Here is a 19645-nt window from a genome sequence, read left to right as displayed (position 1 = left end):
GCGCTACTAAATCACGCGTGCACATAACGCGGTGGGTGCCCAATACCTTATAATCGATTCACCATTCACCATTCACCATTCACCATTCACCATTCACCATTCACCCCCTACGACGAAGCTTACCCCCAATCACCAACATACACGGCGTGAGCAACAGCGTTAGCGCGGTGGCGAAGGTGAGGCCGCCGGCTATGGCGCTCGACATCTGCGTCCACCACTGGGCGGAGGGCGCATTAAAGCCCAGGGCAGGGGTGAACAGGTCTACATTGATCCCCAGCACCATCGGCATGAGCCCCAATACCGTGGTAATCGCCGTTAACAGCACAGGGCGTAGGCGTAAACAGCCCGCTTCAAGGGCGGCTTCGCCGGGTGTCATACCCTGGCCGCGCAGTTCGTTGTAGGTATCGATCAAAACAATGTTGTTATTGACCACGATACCCGCCAGAGCAATCACGCCCATCCCCACCATGACAATGCCAAACGCCTGGCCGGTAATCAGGAGGCCCATGAGCACACCCGCGGTGGAGAACACAATCGCCGAGAGCACCAACCCCGCTTGATAAAAGCTATTGAACTGGGTGACCAGAATCAGCGCCATCAAACCGATAGCAATCAAGAAGGCACTGGCTAAGAACTGCATCGACTCCTGCTGGTCCTCCTGCTCACCCGCCACGTTGACCATCAGGCCATCAGGCAAACTGCCGCTGCTTGCGGCTAGCAGGGCAGTTAGGCGCTCATCAGCGAGATAGCCCGGTGCTAAGTCAGCCTCAATGGTAATCGCCCGGCGACCATTGATGCGATTAAGGGTGCCGACCTTCGGCGCCGGTTCCAGAGTCACAAAATTCGAGATCGGCACTTGGCCCCGCTGAGTGTTGATGGTCAAGCGCTCAAGCTGATCCAGCGAACGCCAGTTTTGCGGCAGACGCACGCGGATATCCACTTCATCGCTGACTTCCGGCGGGCGATAGCTAGCCACCTGAAGGCCGGTCGTCAGCAGTTGCACCGCGCTTCCAATGGTCGTTACATCGGTACCCATGCGCGCCGCCGCTTCGCGATCCACGTTAACCTGCCACTCCACGCCCGGAAGGCTGCGGTTATCCTCAATGTCGGTAAAGCCACCCAGCTCGCGCATTAGTTGGGTTATCTGGTTAACGCCTGCATCGGCGACGTCGGGATTCGTGGCGCTGACCTCAAGCACGATTGGCTTACCGCCGCCGGGGCCCATCTCCTGCTCCTGAAATTCCAGCGTAATGCCGGGAATATCTCCGGCGCGCTCGGCCATGTCGTCCAAAATGGCCTGGGCAGGGCGACGTTCATGCCAGTCGATAAACTGGAACTGCAGCATGCCAATCACGTCGTTGCCCATCTGCTGGTTAGGCACTGCAAAGGAGCGTGCATACAGCGCTCGCACTTCACTCATGCCGGATAGTTTGGCTTCCACCCGCTGCACAATGGCGTCGGTTTCAACGGCGGAGAAGTCGCCTCGGGCGCGCACCAACACCTGGGCGCTGTCAGGCTCTACGGCTGGGAAGAAGTCGACACCGTGGTTAAAGCGCGCATAGCCGGTATACAGCAGAGCCATTAACAATACGGTCACCAGCAGTACCCAGGCAGGGTGCATAAGTAGCCTTGCCAGCAGGTGGCGATAGCCACGCCCAAAGGAGGTTGTCGCTTCATCCTGGTTGGCGTCTGTCGTGGTTGCGGTGGTACGCGTAAACAGGCGCCCAAGAGTAGGTAAGAACACCAACGCCATGGCCAGCGATGCCAGCAGGCACAAAATCACTGTGGCGGGCAGGTACTTCATAAACTGACCGACCACGCCGGGCCAGAACAGCAGGGGAATAAAGACCGCCAGCGTAGTGGCCGTCGAGGCAATCACCGGCCAGCTCATTCTTGAAGCGGCGTTGAGCCACGCCTGATGAGGCGTTTGGCCATCGCGCAGATGGCGGTCGGCAAGCTCGCTGACCACGATAGCGCCATCCACCAGCATGCCCGCCACCAGAATCAGTGCAAACAGCACCACGATATTGAGCGTAAAACCAAACGCCCATACCAGCAGAATACCGGTTAAGAAGGCACCGGGAATGGTAAGCCCCACCAGCAGCGCCATGCGCCAGCCCATCACCGCGACCACTACAATCAGCACTAGCACAACGGCGGTCAGTACGTTATTGAGCAGCTCGGAGAGCATGTTCTTAACGGTGGTCGACTCATCCAGAATAGTGGTGAAACGCAACTGCTCGGGAAGTAAGTCATCTGCATCGGCTAAGCGGTCACGCACCGCGCCAATGGTGGCGATGATATTCGCCCCGGCGCGTTTGGAAACTTCCAGCACCACCGCTGGTTGGCCATCGATGCGGGCAAAGCCTTCGGGGTCTTTATAGGTAGGGTTGATCCAGGCCACATCGCCAAAGGTGACCACACGATCCTCATCGACCTTGACCGGCATATTCATAACATCGTCAAGGGACTCGATAATCCCGGGGACTTTCAGCGCCAGGCGCCCCGCGCCGGTATCCAAACTGCCCGCTGCCACCAAGCGGTTATTGCGCGATACCTGATTAAATAGCGTGTCAAAATCAACGCCGTAGCTCTCCAGTACCAAAGGATCAACGACGATCTCCAGCAAGTCTTCCCGCTCACCGGCAATATCGACTTCCAGCACATCGGCAATACCTTCGATCTCCTCCTGCAAGCGTCGGGCAATCGTCATGCGCTCACGGGTATCCAACTGCCCGGAGAGGCCAATGGTCAACACCGGAAACTCCGAGACGTTGACCTCCATCACCCGCGGCTCATCGGCCTCGGAAGGTAGTTCGCTGCGGGCAATATCCACCCGGTCACGTACATCGGTTAGCGCGGTGTCGGGATCAAAGCCGGGGTCGAATTCCAGAGTAATCGAGCCATGCCCCTCGCTGGATTGGGCGGTGAACTTGCGCAACCCTTCAATGCCACGCAGTTCCTGCTCCATGGGGCGAATCAGCAGCCGTTCGCCATCCTCGGGGCTCACCCCCTCCAGTGTCAGCGAGACATAAATCATCGGAATGGTGACGTCGGGGTTAGCTTCTTTAGGAATCATCTGCCAGGCAGTGATGCCCGCCAATAGAAGACTCACCAACAGCAGTAATGTCGTGCGAGTGTGGGCTAGCGCCGCATTAATCAACTGGCGCATGAACGCTATCCTGTTCCGCCGGCTGTGAAATAATCGCCTCTTCAACAGGCACCGGGGTCACTGTCTCACCGATATCTACCATGCCAGCGCCCAACGTGATCAGGCGTAGCGGGTCGGCCAGGCCAGTCACGTAGGCGCGCTGGGTATCGGCACTTACCAGTTCCACAGCGGTCTGCTGTACCTGATCGTTGTCATCCAGATGCTTGACCGCCAGTTGGCCTTCGCTATTCAAGCTCAGCAGCGCAGGCGAAAGGGTATGCACTTGGCGCGGGGGGAGGGTGATGGTCAGCTCGGCGCTGCCACCTGCTAAACGCTTACCGGCCGGATTATCCAGCGTCGCTTCAATATAAAAACTGCGCGTGGCCTCTTCGGCGCGGTGGCTAATAAAGGTCAGTTCGCCCTCCAGATGGTCACCGTTCAGCAGTCGTGCAGTCACCGGCAGGCCTACACTTAAATCACCCACCTGCTGCTGAGAGACCCAGGCAGCGCCTTTCAAGCGGCGGTCGTCGACCAACTGGCCCCACTCCTCGCCGGGCTGCAGCAAGTCGCCCAGTTCCACCTGTACGCGGTTAAGCACCCCATCAAAAGGCGCGGTGGGGCGGCTGTCATCCAGTTGATTCTGCAGCTGAGCCACTGAAGCGGCGCTGGCGCTTAGCGCGCTCTGCAGGCGCAGTAGCTCTGGCTGGGAGATCAGCTCCCGCTGGCGCAGGTTGCGTGCCCCGGCATATTCCGCCTCGGCAACTGCTAGCTCGTCACGGGCCTGCTGCAACTGCTCGGGCAAAGCGTCGTTATCAATGACCAACAGCGTATCGCCCGCCTCAACGCGGCTACCTTGGGCCACCGGCTTCTCGTCTACAAAGCCCGCTACGTTGGCGCGCAGGGTGGTTTCACGCTCGGCAGTCAACTGGCCCTGAATAATCTGCTGGGGAATAAACGGCGTGCTCTGCTGCACGACAATTTCGACCCGCGAACCCGCTTCGATTTGATCGGGGGCGTCAGGAGGCGTGGTTTGAAAGCGCTGAAAATTACCAAAAGCGAGCCATATCACTAGTGCCAGCACCAGTAGGCTAGCTAGGGCATAAGAAAACGGGATTCTTCGCATGGAGCGTCCATGTCCTTAGCAAAACAAGAAAGGAGGGGCATAAAGCCGAAGATACCATAGCGCAACTCAACCTTTTCAGCGAGTAGCACGCCAATGGAAGGAAAGCTTGTGTGTCAAATGGCAAGTAGTCTCATGTCTGATTGAGTTTTTGTCCTGCTGGGCATACCATCTTTGCGTCTTGAGTTCTGTTAAGCCACTCCTCAGGCGAGAACCATCCCTAGGCGAACCAATCAAGGAGCAATGATGAAAGATCCAGTACGTATTGCGATTACCGGCGGCGCCGGTCAGATCAGCTACTCTCTCATTTTCCGCATCGCCGCTGGCGACATGCTGGGGCCGGATCAGCCTGTCATTCTCCAGCTTCTGGAAATTCCCCAGGCAATGGACGCCCTGAACGGCGTGGTAATGGAAGTCAACGACTGTGCCTTCCCGCTGGTACAAGACATCGTTGCTACTGATGACCCGAACGTAGCGTTCAAAGACGCTGATTTCGCCCTGCTGGTTGGCGCACGTCCGCGCGGCCCGGGCATGGAGCGTAAAGACCTGCTGGAAGCCAACGCAGCGATCTTCTCCGTTCAAGGTAAAGCATTGAACGATCACGCCAGCCGTGATGTGAAAGTGCTGGTCGTCGGTAACCCGGCCAACACCAACGCGCTGATTGCTTCCTGCAACGCGCCGGATCTGGACGCAGGTCAGTTCACCGCCATGACGCGTTTGGATCACAACCGCGCCCTGACCCAGCTGGCACAGAAAACCGGTAAGCATGTCACTGACGTTGAAAACATGATCATCTGGGGCAACCACAGTGCCACCCAGTACCCGGATCTGGCTCAGTGCAAAGTCGACGGCAAAGCAGCGTTCGATCTGGTTGAGCGCGATTGGTACGAAAACGACTTTATCCCCACCGTGCAGCAGCGCGGCGCGGCGATCATCAAAGCACGTGGCGCTTCTTCTGCCGCTTCTGCTGCCTCTTCCGCCATCGACCATATGCACGACTGGGCGCTGGGTTCCAAAGGCATCGTCAGCATGGCAATTCCGTCTGACGGCAGCTACGGCATCGACGAAGGCATCATCTACTCCTACCCGGTACGTTGCCAGGGTGGCAAGTATGAAATCGTTCAAGGCTTCGAAATTGACGAATTCAGCCAAGAGAAGATGAAAGCCACCGAGAAAGAACTGCGCGAAGAGCGTGCAGCAGTCGAGCACCTGCTCGGCTAAACGCGCCCGCTGACGCTTTTACACTAGCGCCAGTTAACGCCAAACCCCGCAAGCTTAGCTTGTGGGGTTTTTTGTTGGGTGAGATTTAGCAGCATGAAACGGTGCCGAGGTTGGTGTGGGGTGCCACGGCCATTTGCATAGCGTACACACGCTCTTGGAATCCCCACCCTCATGTGTCTGCGAGATTTAGTAGCGCGTGGTAAGCGAAGCGCACCCGCGAAAGCAGCGCGGAGCGGTGCCGGGATTATAAGTCCGTTCGTTAGTGACTCGAATTTTTGACAGAAAGAGTGTCAAATGGCGAGGTAAGCTATTTATTTGTAAGGGGGATTGAAATGCATGCGATTGAATTTGAGGCAGATATTCAGAATGGGGTAGTTAAAATCCCCGATGAATATGCGCATTTAAAGAACAGACATGCCCGAATCGTTGTTTTGTATGAGAATACAAAGGAGGAGGAGAACCCCTCCGTTAAGCAAGTTGGAATAGATTTTACCTCTGTGAAAGCTCCGTCTCTGACAGCACATGACGGCGTCGAATACCAAAGGAATTTGCGGGATGAGTGGTAGCTATCTCCTCGATACCAATGTCTTCATTAATGCCATTGAACGTCAGTTGTGTCTGCCAGCTGCCCATTACGCCTTTTCTGTCATCACTGAGCTTGAGCTTCTGGCCTTTCCCGGTTTGCTCCCAGAGGACGAGCAGGCGATTAAGGTGATATTGGCCCAGCTAACAAGAGTGGAACTGGATCATCAGGTCAAAAACGAAACCATCAAGGTACGACGAAGTACTCAAATGAAACTGCCGGATAGTATTATCTCTGCTTCCGCATCTGTAGCAGCAGCAACGTTGGTCACAGATGACGTTAAGTTAGCAGATAAACATGCTGGCAATGTGATTTCGCTTGATACTCTCCTAAGCCGTTAAATATTTACCTGCGTGTGGCAATTATTGATACCAGGGCGCGTGCGGTGCTCTTGGGCGTCGTTCCGCCGCCTCCCGCGGGTGCCTCGAAACGCTCGCTGAACTCGCTTTCTCGTTACCACGCGCTACGACAATCACTCGATTTCGGTGGCATGATAACGTGCCACGGCCATTTGCATAACGTGCACACGCCCTTGGAATCCCCACCCTCATGTGCCTGCGAGATTTAGTAGCGCGTGGTAAGCGAAGCGCACCCGCGAAAGCAGCGCGAAGCGGTGCCGGGGGTTGGCTTGTGTAGGCGATGATGGTTGGTTGCCACGGGGCGTCGTTCCGCCGCCTCCCGCGGGTGCCTCATTCGCTCGTGCCTCGCGAGATTCGTTACCACGCGCTACGAAACCTATACTCCTGACGATTCACGATTCACGATTCACGATTCACGATTCACGATTCACGACTCACGACTCACGACTCACGACTCACGACTCACGACTCACGACTCACGATTCACGATTCACGACTCACACCTCACACAACCTAATCCCGCAAACTCATAATCCGCCACTGGCGTTCTTTGGCGATTTCGCGCAGGGTGTCGTCGGGGTCGACGGCGACGGGGTGCTCGACTATTTCTAACAGCGGCAAATCATTGTGCGAGTCGCTGTAGAACCACGCGCCTTCCATGGTCAGGTCTTGATCTTCCAGCCACTTTTCTAAGCGGGTGACTTTGCCTTCGCGGTAGCTGGGAATGCCCGAAACGCGCCCCGTGTAGCGGCCCTCTTTGACCTCCGGGTTCACCGCGATTAAGTGATCGACCCCCAAACGCTCGGCAATTGGGGCGGTAATAAAGCGGTTGGTGGCGGTAATAATCAGCAGCGTGTCGCCTTTGGTGCGGTGGCGTGCCAGAAGCTCTTCTGCTTTGGGCAGAATATTGGGTTCGATCTTGCTGGCCATGAACTGCTGGTGCCATGCTGAAAGCTGTTCCGGCGAATTATCAGCCAGCGGTTTAAGCGCCATCTCCAAAAAAGCAGCCATATCCAGGGTGCCCGCGTTGTAATCAGCCATGAAGCGCTCATTGGCTTCCCGGTAGGCAACCGGGTCGACTGCCCCTTGTTCGAGTAAAAACTCGCCCCAGGCATGATCGCTGTCGATGGATAGCAGCGTATTATCCAAATCGAATATGGCCAGACTCACGGCGCTCCCCTTTTTTAGTCAGTGGATAGTAGACAGTCGTTAGTGCTCAAAGACGCTAGTTAGGCAAATAGCGGACGCGGATTATCGCAGAGTCGCCATGTCATTCCCACCAACGCACGTTCTTCTCTCTATGCTGATACGCAACCATTCATCACTTAGCGTTATATTGTATTGATACGCTTGTCACCCTTGTGGAAAAATGGGGACAACTGAAAATTTATTAAGGTGATGTCCGTGATCGACGCTGACGGCTTTCGCCCCAATGTTGGCATCATCATTGCCAATAGCCAGGGGCAGCTGCTTTGGGCGCGTCGGGTAGGACAAAATGCGTGGCAATTTCCCCAGGGGGGCATCAATGCAAGCGAGACGCCACAACAAGCACTTTTTCGTGAACTTTACGAAGAGATCGGCCTAACCGCCGACGATGTTGATATTGTTGCCTGCACCCGGGGCTGGCTACGCTACCGTCTGCCACGACGTATGATTCGCACACATTCGCGTCCGGTCTGTATAGGCCAGAAGCAGAAGTGGTTTTTACTTAAAATCCGTTGCCAGGAAAGCCAGATCTGTATGACGGCAACCCCAACCCCCGAGTTTGATGGGTGGCGTTGGGTGAGCTACTGGTACCCGCTAGGGCAGGTAGTGCCTTTTAAGCGAGAGGTATATCGGCGCGCGCTGCGGGAGTTGTCTCCCCGCGTTCAGCGTCTGGCACAGGATGACGATTAGGGCGATTGGCCGCTGCCCAGGGTAGGGCGGCAGCAGTCTGCCAGAAAATTCCTCAGCGAGGCAAATAATAGTGAAAAGTAAAACGTCCATGCTTGAGGTGTTGCGCCGGGTGATTCAGGAAGTGAACGGCGCGCGCACTCTCGACGCCGCGCTGTCCACGATGGTACGCCGAATTCGTAAAGCGATGCAGACTGATGTGTGCTCCTTCTACCTTTACGACAAGGAGCTTGAGTCGCTGGTATTGATGGAGACCATTGGTCTGCGCACTCAAGCCGTAGGGCGCGTAGTACTGCCGTTAGGTGAAGGCCTGGTGGGCTTGGTGGCCAAACGCAGCGAGCCGCTAAACCTTGAAGACGCCCAGACCCACCCGCAATTCCGCTACTTTGAAGCCACCGGTGAAGAGCGCTACTCCAGCTTTTTGGGTGTGCCGATTATTCATCAGCGCCACATGCTGGGCGTATTGGTGGTTCAGCAAGCCGAAAAGCGCCGCTACGACGATGAGGACGAAGCCTTTCTGGTCACCATGGCCGCGCAGTTGGCTGGTGTGCTGGCGCATGCTTTAGCCACGGGCAACCTGCTGCGCCCGGCGCTTGCCGGAGGGCAGGCAATGTTTAAAGGCGTTGCTGCCTCGCCTGGCATGGCCATGGGGGAAGCAGTGGTGATTACCCCGCCCGCGGATTTAAACAGCGTGCCGGATCTGATACCCCGCGATCAGGATTATGAGGTCGCCCGCCTCAAAGAAGCCATTGGCAAAACCCGCAACGAAATTCGTGCCGCGGCCGAACGTTTGGCAAGCAGGATTTCTGCTCAAGAGCTGGCGCTGTTCGATGTTTATCAGCAGATGCTCGGCGAAGCCGCGCTGGCTGATGAAGTGGAAAAACGCATTCGCGAAGGCCAGTGGGCACCAGGCGCTCTGGCCGATGTAGTGCGTCGTCACGTCCAGTATCTGGAGCGGGTAGACGACAACTACCTACGCGAGCGAGCGGCTGATATTCGTGATCTTGGCCGCCGGGTGCTTGCGCATCTGCAAGAAGATACCCCATCCACGCCGGAAACCTACCCCGATAACGCTATTCTGGTCGGTGATGAGATCAGCGTGGCCATGCTGGGTGAAGTCCCCCGCGAAAAGCTCAAAGGGCTGGTCTCGGTACGCGGCTCCAGCACGTCCCACGTGGCGATTGTCGCCCGGGCCATGGGCATTCCTACGGTGCTGGGCATGATGGATTTACCGCTGCCGCGCCTAGGCGGGGCGCCGGTGGTGCTGGATGGTCACCGTGGTCGCCTGTTTGTGCGCCCAGCGCCTGAACTTACGGCCCGTTATGAAAGTCTGATCGCCGAAGAAGAGGCGCTCAGCGAACTGCTTGAGCACGAGCAGGATCTGCCCAGCGCCACGCCCGACGGTCACACGATGCCGCTTATGGTCAATACCGGGTTAGCGGTAGATGCCACCGCGCTGCTTAAAAGCCGTATCGGTGGAGTGGGCCTCTATCGAACCGAAGTGCCGTTTATGATTACCGAACGCTTCCCCGGCGAGAAAGAGCAAACCAAGCTTTATCGTGAGCAGCTCGAAGGCTTTGCCCCGTTGCCGGTGGTGATGCGCACATTGGATATCGGCGGTGACAAGGATCTGCCCTATTTCCCCATTGAAGAGGCGAATCCGTTTCTAGGCTGGCGCGGTATGCGGGTAACGCTGGATCACCCGGAAGTGTTAATGGTGCAACTGCGCGCCATGCTCAAAGCCTCGATCGACCTGGATAACCTCTACGTTCTCTTCCCGATGATTACCAACGTCGAAGAGGTCGATGAAGCGCTGCGCCTGCTGGATCGCGCCATTTTAGAGCTGGGCGAAGAAGGGATTACTGTCGTCAGACCTAAAGTGGGCGTGATGATTGAAGTGCCCGCCACTATCTATCAAATGGACGCGCTGGCGAAGCGAGTCGACTTTTTCTCCGTGGGCAGCAACGATCTAACCCAGTACTTGCTGGCGGTAGACCGTAACAACCCGCGCGTATCGAGCCTTTATGATGCGCTGCACCCGGCGTTGCTCGGCGCTCTGCTGGAACTTGCTAATGATGCGACGCGGCTCGATAAGCCCATTTCGCTCTGTGGTGAATTGGCCGGAGACCCGGCTGGAGCGCTGCTGCTCATGGCCATGGGCTTTACCAGTCTTTCCATGAATGCGCCAAGCCTGCCCAAAGTGCGCGCGGCCATTCGCCGGGTGCCGTTCAGCGATGCTGAGCAGTTGCTCAAAGAAGTGATGGAGCTAGACACCCCTGCCCAGGTGCATACCCATCTAGAGGGGCGCATGGATGAGTGGCAGCTATCGCATCTGATGCCGCCCCGTGACTAAGTTCTTTATGCAAAGCCTAGGGTGTAGATTCAAGCGAACTGCTGGGCAACGCTAAAGAGGTTTCACCCTCAAAGCGCCCCAGCGGCCCAAAGCGCTGTTCGGTAACTTCGATGTGCCCGTCGCTATCCAGAGTGAGCCACGAGGTGGCGCGGGTGCCATAGCGCTCGCCGACAATAAACGCCGCTGAAAGCTGGCGCTCCAATTCAAGCCCCACGCCGGTATCCGGCAACTCCTCGATAGCCGCTTCTTGTGGATTTTGCATAGCGCGCTGAACGCCACTAGGCCATGCCTGGAACGGGTCTGGCTGTAAAAGAGTGTGCTCAAGCGCAGTGCGTACATGTAGAAGCTTTGGCCAGGGTGAGTTGAGATCAGCGTTGGAGAGGCCATGAACCCCGGGAGCTACCTCAGTGAGAGCCAGACGATCTCTGCTGCGGTGTAGGTGCCAAAGCCGTTGGGGCGTGGCGACCAATAAATTAAAGCCCGCGTAGCGCATTGCCTCGCCCTGGCTGAGCGCAGTTAGCCACGCTTCTATATCGCTACACTGCAGGGCATCGGCGACCAGCTCCCCCCTGCTTGGCGCGCCGGGTGGTGTGCCCAATTGCGGGTCACGTACGTTGGTTAACGCGGCCACTACACCGCCGCGCTTGGCTGCCAGCCACGAGCCACCGGCCTCTAAATCGCGGCCACCGACAATGGCCGAGTTATCTTGCCACTCACCCAGCGGCGCGGTGGGGCGCGCATGGAACTCATCACGGTTACCCATTAGCCGCAAAGGCATGGGGGTGCCGGGTTGCCAAGCAAACGATATCAAGCACATAACAAACTCGCAGGCGAAAAGGATGAAAAACGTTCAACGCAAGAGCCGCATGACAGTAACGAAGCGTAGACGTACACTGACATTAGTATCATGTTTGTAGCATAAATCGTCACACCGAATGGGTGTGGGGCCTTAAACAGCGGTCACGTTATCAGCGGCCATACGGCCAATAGGAAGGCGAGATCATGCAGCGCTATCAAAGGGAGCACTTTTGGAATGCCATTGTTTGGCCTCTGCTGTGGCCACTGCTGCTTGTGCAAGCAGCATTAATCGTGCTCTGCGTGGTGGTTGGCGCCATGATGTGGTGGATGTCGCCCAGCTACGTCTCTTGGAGCACCATGTTGTGGCTAATGGCGGCGCTGCTTATCGGCAGCAGTTTGAATGTCGGCGCCTTCCTGATGTTGGTTAAAGCGCATGCTCGGCGTCAAGATAATCGCTTTATGCAAGAACTCACCGAACTTGAACGGCACAGTCAAGCACTATGCGCTACCGCTGCGCGTTCACTGCCCGAGCATAAATGTTCCCCGCCGGATGTCGCCGACGAATCTCATCTACCCCTTCAGCGGCTGGCCAGCGTTAATGAAATCCTCGCCGGTCTTGAGCGCTGCATGCACTGCTCCCAAGTGGCCACTGCCGCTACTAAGAACACCCGGCAGGAGCATGAGCAAACCCTGCTGGACGATCTTCAGCACCAGCAACGGCAGCTCAAGCACTTGATCGCCGGTCGAGAAAGGGCACGGGAAGAGTCACGATTAAAATCAGGCTACTTAACGCTGCTGCAGCGTGAAACGGATAGCTTGTTAGACCATTTAAACAGCATGGTTGATAAAGAGCTCACCGATAACGGTGGGCAAAATATCATGGAAGTGTATGAGCACCTATCGGATATCCGCGCACTACTGACCAATCTTGTTCAACAAAGCGCTGAGGGAGGAGTTGAACCAGGTTCTGAACAAAATTCTTTGAGCGGTGAGGCACAAGGGAGGAGTGGTGATCGCCTGGGGGCGCCGCGCACTTTACGCGTATTGGTCGTTGACGACGGGCCGGTAAATTTGATGCTGGCCCGGCAGATGCTGGAAACCCAGGGCCTACAGGTGGAAGGCGCTAGCAGCGGTGAACAGGCGTTGGAACGCCAGCAAAACGCGATATTTGATCTGGTATTTATGGATATTTTTATGCCCACTCTGGACGGGCTTGAAACCACCCGGCGCTGGCGCGAGTACGAGCGCAACCATGGCGTTAGTCAAAGCGTGTTGGTCGCACTAACGGCCAACGTTGACAATGCCGGGCGCGACGCCTGTCTGGCGGCTGGTATGGATGACTTACTTGCCAAGCCTTACCAACCCCAAACCCTCATGAATATGATTGCTCACTGGTTCCCTGGCACGGTTAAAGCGGCTCCGTCTAAATGACCATCGTCACGACGTTATCGATTTATTTAACCTTAGGTGCCGTTGCGGGCACGATGGCTGGCGTATTCGGAGTGGGTGGTGGGCTCATTATCGTTCCTGTCTTGGTCTTTGCGTTTGGGCTGCAGAACATCGCTTCTGAAATTGCCATGCATTTAGCCATTGGCACCTCTCTCGCCACTATTCTTGTCACCGGTTCATCGTCCACCCTTGGCCATTATCGGCGCGGCAGCATTCACCGAGGGTGGCTTAAAGCGCTGCTGCCTGGCTTAGTGTTAGGTTCCATCGTTGGGGCGTTTATTGCCGACAACCTCTCCGGCACGGTGCTGGGAACTATGTTTGGCATCTTTGTTCTACTCATTGCCGCTAAAATGGTGTTTGGATTAACGCCTAAGCAGGGCAGTGCCTCACCCGGCAAATGGATAATGACGCTCGCCGGTGGTGCGATCGGCGCTGTTTCAGCACTGTTCGGGATTGGCGGAGGCGCCATGACAGTACCGCTACTATCACGCTGTGGCGCCAGCATGACTCAAGCGGTGGGCACGGCAGCGGCGGTAGGGCTACCCATCGCGCTGGTGGGGGCTCTGGCGTTTATCGTGGTGGGCTGGGGAAATCCGCTGCTGCCTGCCTGGACAACTGGCTTTGTTATGTGGCCAGCGTTTTTCAGTATCGTGGTCACCAGCGTTCCATTTGCCCGCTTAGGCGTTAAACTTGCCCATGTTTTGCCCGCTCATGTGCTACGTCTCTCCTTCGCGTTACTGCTGGCAGTGGTAGGGGTGCGTTTCCTGCTCACCTAGGGTTTGTACGAAAAGTCGGCGAGCGAAGACTAGACAAGGCAAAAATCAACGAGAAAAGGACCGGGCTCGCGCTCGAGTTTACGGGGTGTAAATGAGCATTTTGAGTTGATTTTCAACGCAGTATTGTCGAGCGCAGTCAGTTTTCGTACAAAGCCTAGTCTGTGACCGTTTTACGTGCTGAGTGGGCGTCTTGCATATTTCCTTTGGTCAGATTAGAGAGTGTAAATGATTAATTACCCAACGATTGACCCAGTGGCTATCTCCTTGGGGCCGCTGCAAGTCCATTGGTATGGCCTTATGTATGTGGTGGGATTTGTCGCCGCCTGGTGGCTTGGCTGTCGGCGCGCATCGCGTATTGGTCTCAATAATGACGATATCGGTGATTTGCTCTTCTACTGTGCCATCGGTGTCGTGGCTGGAGGGCGCTTAGGGTACGCGCTGTTCTACGGGCTAGGACAGTGGACAGCCGACCCGCTGTGGATCTTCCGCGTATGGGATGGCGGCATGAGCTTTCACGGCGGCCTACTCGGGGTGCTCCTCGCCGCCTGGATATTCGCTCGGCGTAAGCAGTTGGCTTTTTTAACGCTCACCGACTTTATCGCTCCTCTGGTGCCGATTGGCTTGGGTGCCGGGCGTATTGGTAACTTTATTAATCACGAGCTACCGGGCCGCATGACCTCGCTTCCTTGGGGCATGCCATTTCCCGGCATGGGGCCTGAGCCGCGTCATCCATCAGCACTCTACGAGGCGCTGTTAGAAGGCGTCGTGCTGTTCGCCATTCTGTGGTGGGTCTCCGCCAAGCCGACCGCACGAGGCTTTTTATCCGGGCTGTTTTTAGTCTGCTACGGCGTGTTCCGCTTTATGGTCGAATTTGTCCGCATGCCCGACGCCCACATTGGTTTTATCGCCTTCGGCTGGGTCACCATGGGCATGCTGCTCTCGCTTCCCATGATCGCGCTGGGCCTCGTCATCATCGCCTGGTCACGCTCCCAACCAGTGGATGTTAAGGTTTGATGGGGTCATAGAGCCTTGCCTGATTCAGTTGGAAATAGCGGTATTACGTCAGGTTGTCATTAGAACCTATTGGGAAATAGTTGTTCATGACAAAGCCAAATTGAGTTAATACAGAGGTGTGGTATGAGACTCAGTGAAGAGCAGAAAGCTATCGTAAAGCAGGTAGGCCAGGAAGTTTTCGGTAATAATGTTCAGCTTGCGCTCTTTGGTTCCCGCTTAAACGACCATGTCAAGGGCGGGGACATCGACATTTTAGTCAAGAGTGACAAGCCAATGACGGGCAAAATGATCAAGATGTTGACCATGACGGCTCGGTTACAGATGCGCCTGGGCGACCAGCCAATCGACATATTGATTTATGATCCAGAAACACCCTTGTCACCTGTGTATGAGCAAGCGCTTACTAATGGAGAGCTAATATGAGTGGTCTTCTTCCGGTTGAGCGCTTCGTGGCGACGCTTAGCATAGTAAAGCGTGAAGGGAATCACTTAGCATACAGTTGGCTTACGCTATTTGCTGAAGGGAAGCTGATTACCCAAACATGGGTAGAGGTGCTAGACGAACAGCCAGAAGAGGCGGTTCTTTTAGAAGCTTTCGTTTCCAGGTGTGGCCGAATGCAAGATACGTTAGCCGATAAGTTATTACCTCGCTGGTTACAGGCGCTTGCGGAAAAGCCTGGAAGCCAAATTGAAACACTAAACCGGGCTGAGCGCTTAGGTGTAGTAGAAAGTGTTGAAGGGTGGCTGATTGCCAGAAAACTTCGTAACCAGTTGGTTCATGAGTACATGGAAAATGCATGCGAGTTTGCAGAGGCGATCAATATTGCGCGAGATTCGAGTCTTATGCTTATGGATACCTATAACCAGCTTCACAATTATGCTGAAAGTAAAATGGCCTTAGCTGATTTGCCGGGGTTGTTGGATTTACCTAATAGCTAGTGTTCTTGGAAGATGAAGGAACTCAACTATCTGATAATTGGGGGAGTACACCAACGGGTGCCTCAAACGCTCGCTGAACTCGTACGGGGATGTGCACTCGCTCGCTTTCGGTGGTGTGATTACGTACCGCAGCCATATCATAATGTGCACAGTGCATTGGATCCCCCGCATTCATGTGCATGCGAGATTTAGTAGCGCGTGGTAAGCGAAGCGCACCCGCGAAAGCATCGCGAAGCGGTGCCGGGGTTGGGCGAATAACGTTAACGGGGCGGCATTGCTAGACCGGGCAGCTATGGGCGCCTAGAATAAACCGCTACATCGCCTGTTAATTTGGAAATTCAGTGACTGCTACAACGCCCGCGCTTGAACAACCCTATTTAGACTTGATGCAAACCGTTCTGGAGCATGGTGTTGACCGCCACGACCGTACAGGTGTCGGCACTCGCTCCGTGTTTGGTCACCAAATGCGCTTCGATTTATCGCGCGGCTTTCCGCTACTAACGACCAAAAAACTCCACCTGCGCTCTATCATTCACGAACTTCTATGGTTCCTGAAAGGCGACACCAACATTGCCTACCTAAAAGAGAACGGGGTGCGGATCTGGGACGAGTGGGCGGATGAAAACGGTGACCTAGGCCCTGTTTACGGCTACCAGTGGCGGAGCTGGCCCGACCCAAAAGGCGGCAGCGTTGACCAAATTGCCAAGGTGCTCGGTCAAATTCGCACCACACCCCAATCCCGCCGCCTGATTGTTTCTGCATGGAACCCAGCCCAGGTCGATGAAATGCAGCTACCACCGTGCCACTGCCTGTTCCAGTTCTACGTGGCCAATGGCAAGCTGTCGTGCCAGCTCTATCAGCGCAGCGCCGACATTTTTCTCGGCGTGCCGTTTAATATCGCCAGCTACGCCTTACTAATGACCATGGTCGCCCAGGTGACCGGCCTGCAGCCGGGTGAATTTATCCACACCCTAGGCGATGCGCACCTTTACAGTAACCACCTTGAACAGGCCCAAGAGCAGCTATCGCGTACGCCTAAAGCGGCGCCTAAGCTGGTGCTCAATCCAGAGGTAGACGACTTGTTCGCATTCCGTTTTGAAGATATTCACATTGACGCTTACGAGGCGCACCCGCACATCAAGGCCGAGGTAGCGGTATGAGCCAGCAAAACGATACGAGTAACCAAAACGGCGCTTTCGATTCCCTGGTGCCGGTGGCAATGATTGTTGCCATGGCTAAAAATCGTGTGATCGGCGTAGACGGCAAGTTGCCCTGGTACCTGCCCGAAGATTTAAAGTTCTTCAAACGCATTACCCAGGCAAAACCGCTGGTCATGGGGCGTAAAACCTACGCTTCCATTGGCAAGCCGCTGCCTAATCGGCTTAATGTCGTTGTCACCCGCAACGCCGAGTTTTCCCACGAAGGCGTACGCGTGTGCCACGACCTGCCCGCAGCGCTAGACCTGGCCGACCAGCACGCCACCATAGAGGCGGCAGAAGAGATCATGGTAATGGGAGGCGGAGAAATTTACCGCCAGGCGTTACCCTTTGCCCAACGGCTGTACATAACGGAAGTGGACATTGACGTAGAAGGCGACGCAACGTTTCCTGACTTCGACCCCAGCGAGTGGCAGGAAGTGCAGCGCGTAGCGGGGCAGCCAGCAGAAGGGCAGCCAAACTATGATTTCGTGGTCTATGAGCGCATCGCCGACTGAACAGGGTAAAGGAGAAGGCTATGGCCGCCAGCTTAATGAACATGTTAGATGATTTAGACGCGCGTCTGGAACGCACACAAGCTGAGCTACAGGCCCTGCGTGAAGAAAACCAGCGGCTAAAGCAGCAATTGGCGCAGCAAGACGCCCAAGAGCAGAGCGTGCCGAGCCCAGAACCCGTCACTGCAGTAGACGCTGATGCGCCCAGCGAAGCAGCTTTCGATACAAAAAACCTCGACGCAGAGACCCATGACGCGAACAGACTCGACGTCAAGGCGCCTGAAACTGAAAAGAGAGTATCTACTGAAGCTGCTCCTGTGGAAGCAGCCCCAGCTGAAACAGAAACAGCAACAGAAGAGAAAGCTGAAACGTCGGCTACCAATGAAGCGGCCAAGACACCTTCACCGCACGCCCTTCTTAACCAATGGTACGAGCGTTACCCCAAAGCCTTCTTTAAGGGGCATACCAAACCGCTAAAAGTAGGTATTCACCAAGACCTTGTAGAGCGTGAAGAGTGGCCCAGCAAGTTGATTCGCCGCGCCTTGGCCAACTACGTTAACCTTCCCCGCTATATAAAAGCCGTGCGAGAAGGCGCCGAACGGGTAGATCTGGATGGCCAGCTTGCTGGCAAGGTCGATAAAGAAGCGGCACTCCATGCGTCAGCCAAACGCGGTGATCAGAAAGTGGCGAAGCAGCCAGAAAAAACGCCATCCAAACCAGCGTCTGCTGCTAAAAACATTCGCCGAGAGGCACCTAAACAGCCTGATATAGCACCGGATGCAGAAAAAACTGAGCCGCGTAAGCCGCTTAGCATGGAAGACAAATTGTTAGACCTGCAGCAAAAATTCAAAGGCCGCTGAGACCAGGTCTATAGGTGTGGGTTCCATAAAAAAGCACAAATAGTAAGAAAACACTGTTTTTTTCTATTGCGTTCCCTGGAGTCCCAGTATAGAGTTTGTTCTGCGAGCATTGGACTATAACAAGGCTTAGTTGAGGACATGCCGCATACCACCGGGAAAAACCGGCGGATGGCAAAAGAGCATGGCCCGCAAAAGCCAACTGCCAGCTCAATAAGGGCTGAGCAGCAACGATCGAAACAGTATACGAGTTAAGGAACTTACATCATGAAAAAAACACTTTTAGCGACTGCTATCGTTGGCGCCCTGGGTGCCTCTGCTGCAGCCCAAGCTGCAACCGTTTATGACCAAGACGGCACTCGGTTAGATGTTTATGGCCGTATCGCCATGGGTGTCGCTGGCGGTGGCCCCGAGTTCAATAACGCTGGTCAGAAAATCGATGACGGCGCTGAGTTTGTAGACGTTTATTCGCGTCTTGGTCTGCGTATGAGCCACGAAGTTTCTCGCGATCTGACTGCGTTCGGTCGTGTTGAGTGGCGTTTCGACGGTGACGAGCGTACCGGCCCCAGCGGTAACGGCAACACCGGCTTCAAAGAAGTCCGTCAGAGCTACATCGGTCTGCAAAGCGACCAGTTCGGTACTTTCCAAGCGGGTAACTTCGACAGCTTCTACAACCAGTTCGTTTCTTTGCCCTTTGATTGGGAAATCGATCGTGGTTTAGAATTCGCAGGTCACCCGAAGCAGTCACGTGGCGACTCTATCGGTTACTACACGCCTGACCTGAGTGGCTTCACTGCTTACCTGCAAGCGAAGCACTACAGCGAGCGCGGCCTGACTGAAGCTCAGCAATCTTCAGAAGGTGAAGTTGTTGCAGCTCAGGGTGGCGTACGTTATGCACAAGGCCCTGTGACTGTTGGTCTTGGCTTCGTTGATGACGTGCAGCGCGGCGGCGGTAACGGCGAAGTGCTGTACGGCCTGATCGGTTCTTACGATTTCACTGACCAGTTCTCTGCACGTCTGGGCTATGAAACTCGTGACAACAACGACAGCTACGCGCTTCGTGGTGCTAACGACGAAAATGGCTACGATAAAGTTGGTGTAGGTGGTACTTTCACCACTGGTCCTTGGGCATTCGCTGCTGACTATTACAACGTAGACCGCGAAGAGTTAGACGACAGTAACGCTTGGGTTCTAGGTACTTATTACAATGTATCCAGTAACTTCGACGTGTTCCTCGAGCTTAACGATGGCGACGCACCAACTGTTGATCGTGACGTTACCCTTGGTGACCTGACTGACGACGTATACTGGCTGACAGGCGCTCGTTACCACTTCTAAGCTTGGTTTAAACACCACGCTTAAAGGGTAACTGCCTAGCAGAACCAAATAGAACCGGCCTCTTAGAGGCCGGTTTTTTTTGGA

Annotated in this window: 18 protein-coding genes; 14 read left to right on the top strand and 4 right to left on the bottom strand. The window is 55.4% G+C overall.

Going from position 1 to position 19645, the window contains the following annotated elements:
• Window positions 1–100: 100 nt before the first annotated feature.
• Window positions 101–3172, bottom strand: coding sequence for an efflux RND transporter permease subunit (locus E0L35_RS14260; RefSeq protein WP_138800626.1), 3072 nt, complete (start codon window positions 3170–3172; stop codon window positions 101–103).
• Window positions 3156–4274 (bottom strand): efflux RND transporter periplasmic adaptor subunit, encoded by a 1119-nt coding sequence (locus tag E0L35_RS14255; RefSeq protein ID WP_138800625.1) that lies wholly within the window; start codon window positions 4272–4274, stop codon window positions 3156–3158. Before E0L35_RS14255 ends, E0L35_RS14260 begins: the two co-directional genes overlap by 17 nt.
• 243 nt (window positions 4275–4517) lie before the next feature.
• Between E0L35_RS14255 and E0L35_RS14250 the strand changes: the two genes are divergently transcribed.
• The 3 genes from E0L35_RS14250 (at window position 4518) to E0L35_RS14240 (ending at window position 6416) form a co-directional block, all read left to right on the top strand.
• Window positions 4518–5492 (top strand): malate dehydrogenase, encoded by a 975-nt coding sequence (locus E0L35_RS14250; RefSeq protein WP_022519687.1) that lies wholly within the window; start codon window positions 4518–4520, stop codon window positions 5490–5492.
• Between the two features lie 332 nt (window positions 5493–5824).
• On the top strand, window positions 5825–6058 hold the full coding sequence (locus tag E0L35_RS14245; RefSeq protein WP_138800624.1) for a hypothetical protein: 234 nt from the start codon (window positions 5825–5827) through the stop codon (window positions 6056–6058).
• Window positions 6048–6416 carry a PIN domain-containing protein gene (locus E0L35_RS14240; protein ID WP_138800623.1) on the top strand — a complete coding sequence of 123 codons (369 nt, stop codon included), beginning with the start codon at window positions 6048–6050 and terminating at the stop codon, window positions 6414–6416. The genes E0L35_RS14245 and E0L35_RS14240 overlap by 11 nt, the downstream gene beginning before the upstream one ends.
• A gap of 531 nt (window positions 6417–6947) precedes the next feature.
• On the opposite strand, the gene E0L35_RS14235 is transcribed toward E0L35_RS14240, so the two are convergent.
• Window positions 6948–7604, bottom strand: coding sequence for an HAD family hydrolase (locus E0L35_RS14235; protein WP_009288657.1), 657 nt, complete (start codon window positions 7602–7604; stop codon window positions 6948–6950).
• A 234-nt stretch (window positions 7605–7838) separates the two neighbouring features.
• Between E0L35_RS14235 and rppH the strand changes: the two genes are divergently transcribed.
• Window positions 7839–8330, top strand: coding sequence for an RNA pyrophosphohydrolase (gene rppH, locus E0L35_RS14230; RefSeq protein WP_022519684.1), 492 nt, complete (start codon window positions 7839–7841; stop codon window positions 8328–8330).
• A gap of 88 nt (window positions 8331–8418) precedes the next feature.
• Window positions 8419–10680, top strand: a complete 2262-nt coding sequence (ptsP, locus tag E0L35_RS14225; protein ID WP_039860909.1) for a phosphoenolpyruvate--protein phosphotransferase — start codon at window positions 8419–8421, stop codon at window positions 10678–10680.
• Window positions 10681–10696: 16 nt separating this feature from the next.
• Here the strand turns inward: ptsP and E0L35_RS14220 are convergent, their stop codons facing one another.
• Entirely contained in the window at window positions 10697–11497 is an 801-nt protein-coding gene (locus E0L35_RS14220) for an NRDE family protein (RefSeq protein ID WP_022519682.1), read from the bottom strand.
• A gap of 185 nt (window positions 11498–11682) precedes the next feature.
• Here E0L35_RS14220 and E0L35_RS14215 point away from each other — a divergent pair, with 185 nt between their 5' ends.
• From E0L35_RS14215 to E0L35_RS14175, 9 genes are all read left to right on the top strand, one after another.
• Entirely contained in the window at window positions 11683–12909 is a 1227-nt protein-coding gene (locus E0L35_RS14215) for a response regulator (RefSeq protein ID WP_138800622.1), read from the top strand.
• Window positions 12906–13703 (top strand): sulfite exporter TauE/SafE family protein, encoded by a 798-nt coding sequence (locus E0L35_RS14210; protein ID WP_138800621.1) that lies wholly within the window; start codon window positions 12906–12908, stop codon window positions 13701–13703. Before E0L35_RS14215 ends, E0L35_RS14210 begins: the two co-directional genes overlap by 4 nt.
• Before the next feature lie 225 nt (window positions 13704–13928).
• Entirely contained in the window at window positions 13929–14717 is a 789-nt protein-coding gene (gene lgt / locus E0L35_RS14205; RefSeq protein ID WP_022519679.1) for a prolipoprotein diacylglyceryl transferase, read from the top strand.
• A 123-nt stretch (window positions 14718–14840) separates the two neighbouring features.
• Window positions 14841–15140, top strand: a complete 300-nt coding sequence (locus E0L35_RS14200; protein ID WP_022519678.1) for a nucleotidyltransferase domain-containing protein — start codon at window positions 14841–14843, stop codon at window positions 15138–15140.
• Entirely contained in the window at window positions 15137–15655 is a 519-nt protein-coding gene (locus E0L35_RS14195) for a hypothetical protein (RefSeq protein ID WP_138800620.1), read from the top strand. The genes E0L35_RS14200 and E0L35_RS14195 overlap by 4 nt, the downstream gene beginning before the upstream one ends.
• Before the next feature lie 341 nt (window positions 15656–15996).
• The gene (locus E0L35_RS14190; RefSeq protein WP_138800619.1) at window positions 15997–16815 is read left to right on the top strand and encodes a thymidylate synthase; all 819 of its coding nucleotides are present in this window, start codon (window positions 15997–15999) and stop codon (window positions 16813–16815) included.
• Window positions 16812–17369, top strand: a complete 558-nt coding sequence (locus tag E0L35_RS14185; RefSeq protein ID WP_138800618.1) for a dihydrofolate reductase — start codon at window positions 16812–16814, stop codon at window positions 17367–17369. Before E0L35_RS14190 ends, E0L35_RS14185 begins: the two co-directional genes overlap by 4 nt.
• Before the next feature lie 20 nt (window positions 17370–17389).
• Window positions 17390–18226: a ProQ/FINO family protein gene (locus E0L35_RS14180; RefSeq protein ID WP_138800617.1), complete on the top strand. Its 837-nt coding sequence runs from the start codon at window positions 17390–17392 to the stop codon at window positions 18224–18226.
• A gap of 264 nt (window positions 18227–18490) precedes the next feature.
• Complete coding sequence (locus tag E0L35_RS14175; RefSeq protein ID WP_035577932.1) at window positions 18491–19561, top strand: porin; 1071 nt, start codon at window positions 18491–18493, stop codon at window positions 19559–19561.
• Window positions 19562–19645: the final 84 nt, after the last annotated feature.

The sequence above is a fragment of the Halomonas sp. ATBC28 genome (assembly GCF_005937175.1).
GTDB lineage: Bacteria > Pseudomonadota > Gammaproteobacteria > Pseudomonadales > Halomonadaceae > Vreelandella > Vreelandella titanicae.
Note: the sequence above shows the minus strand (reverse complement) of the source record. Positions and strands in the feature narration are given on the sequence as shown.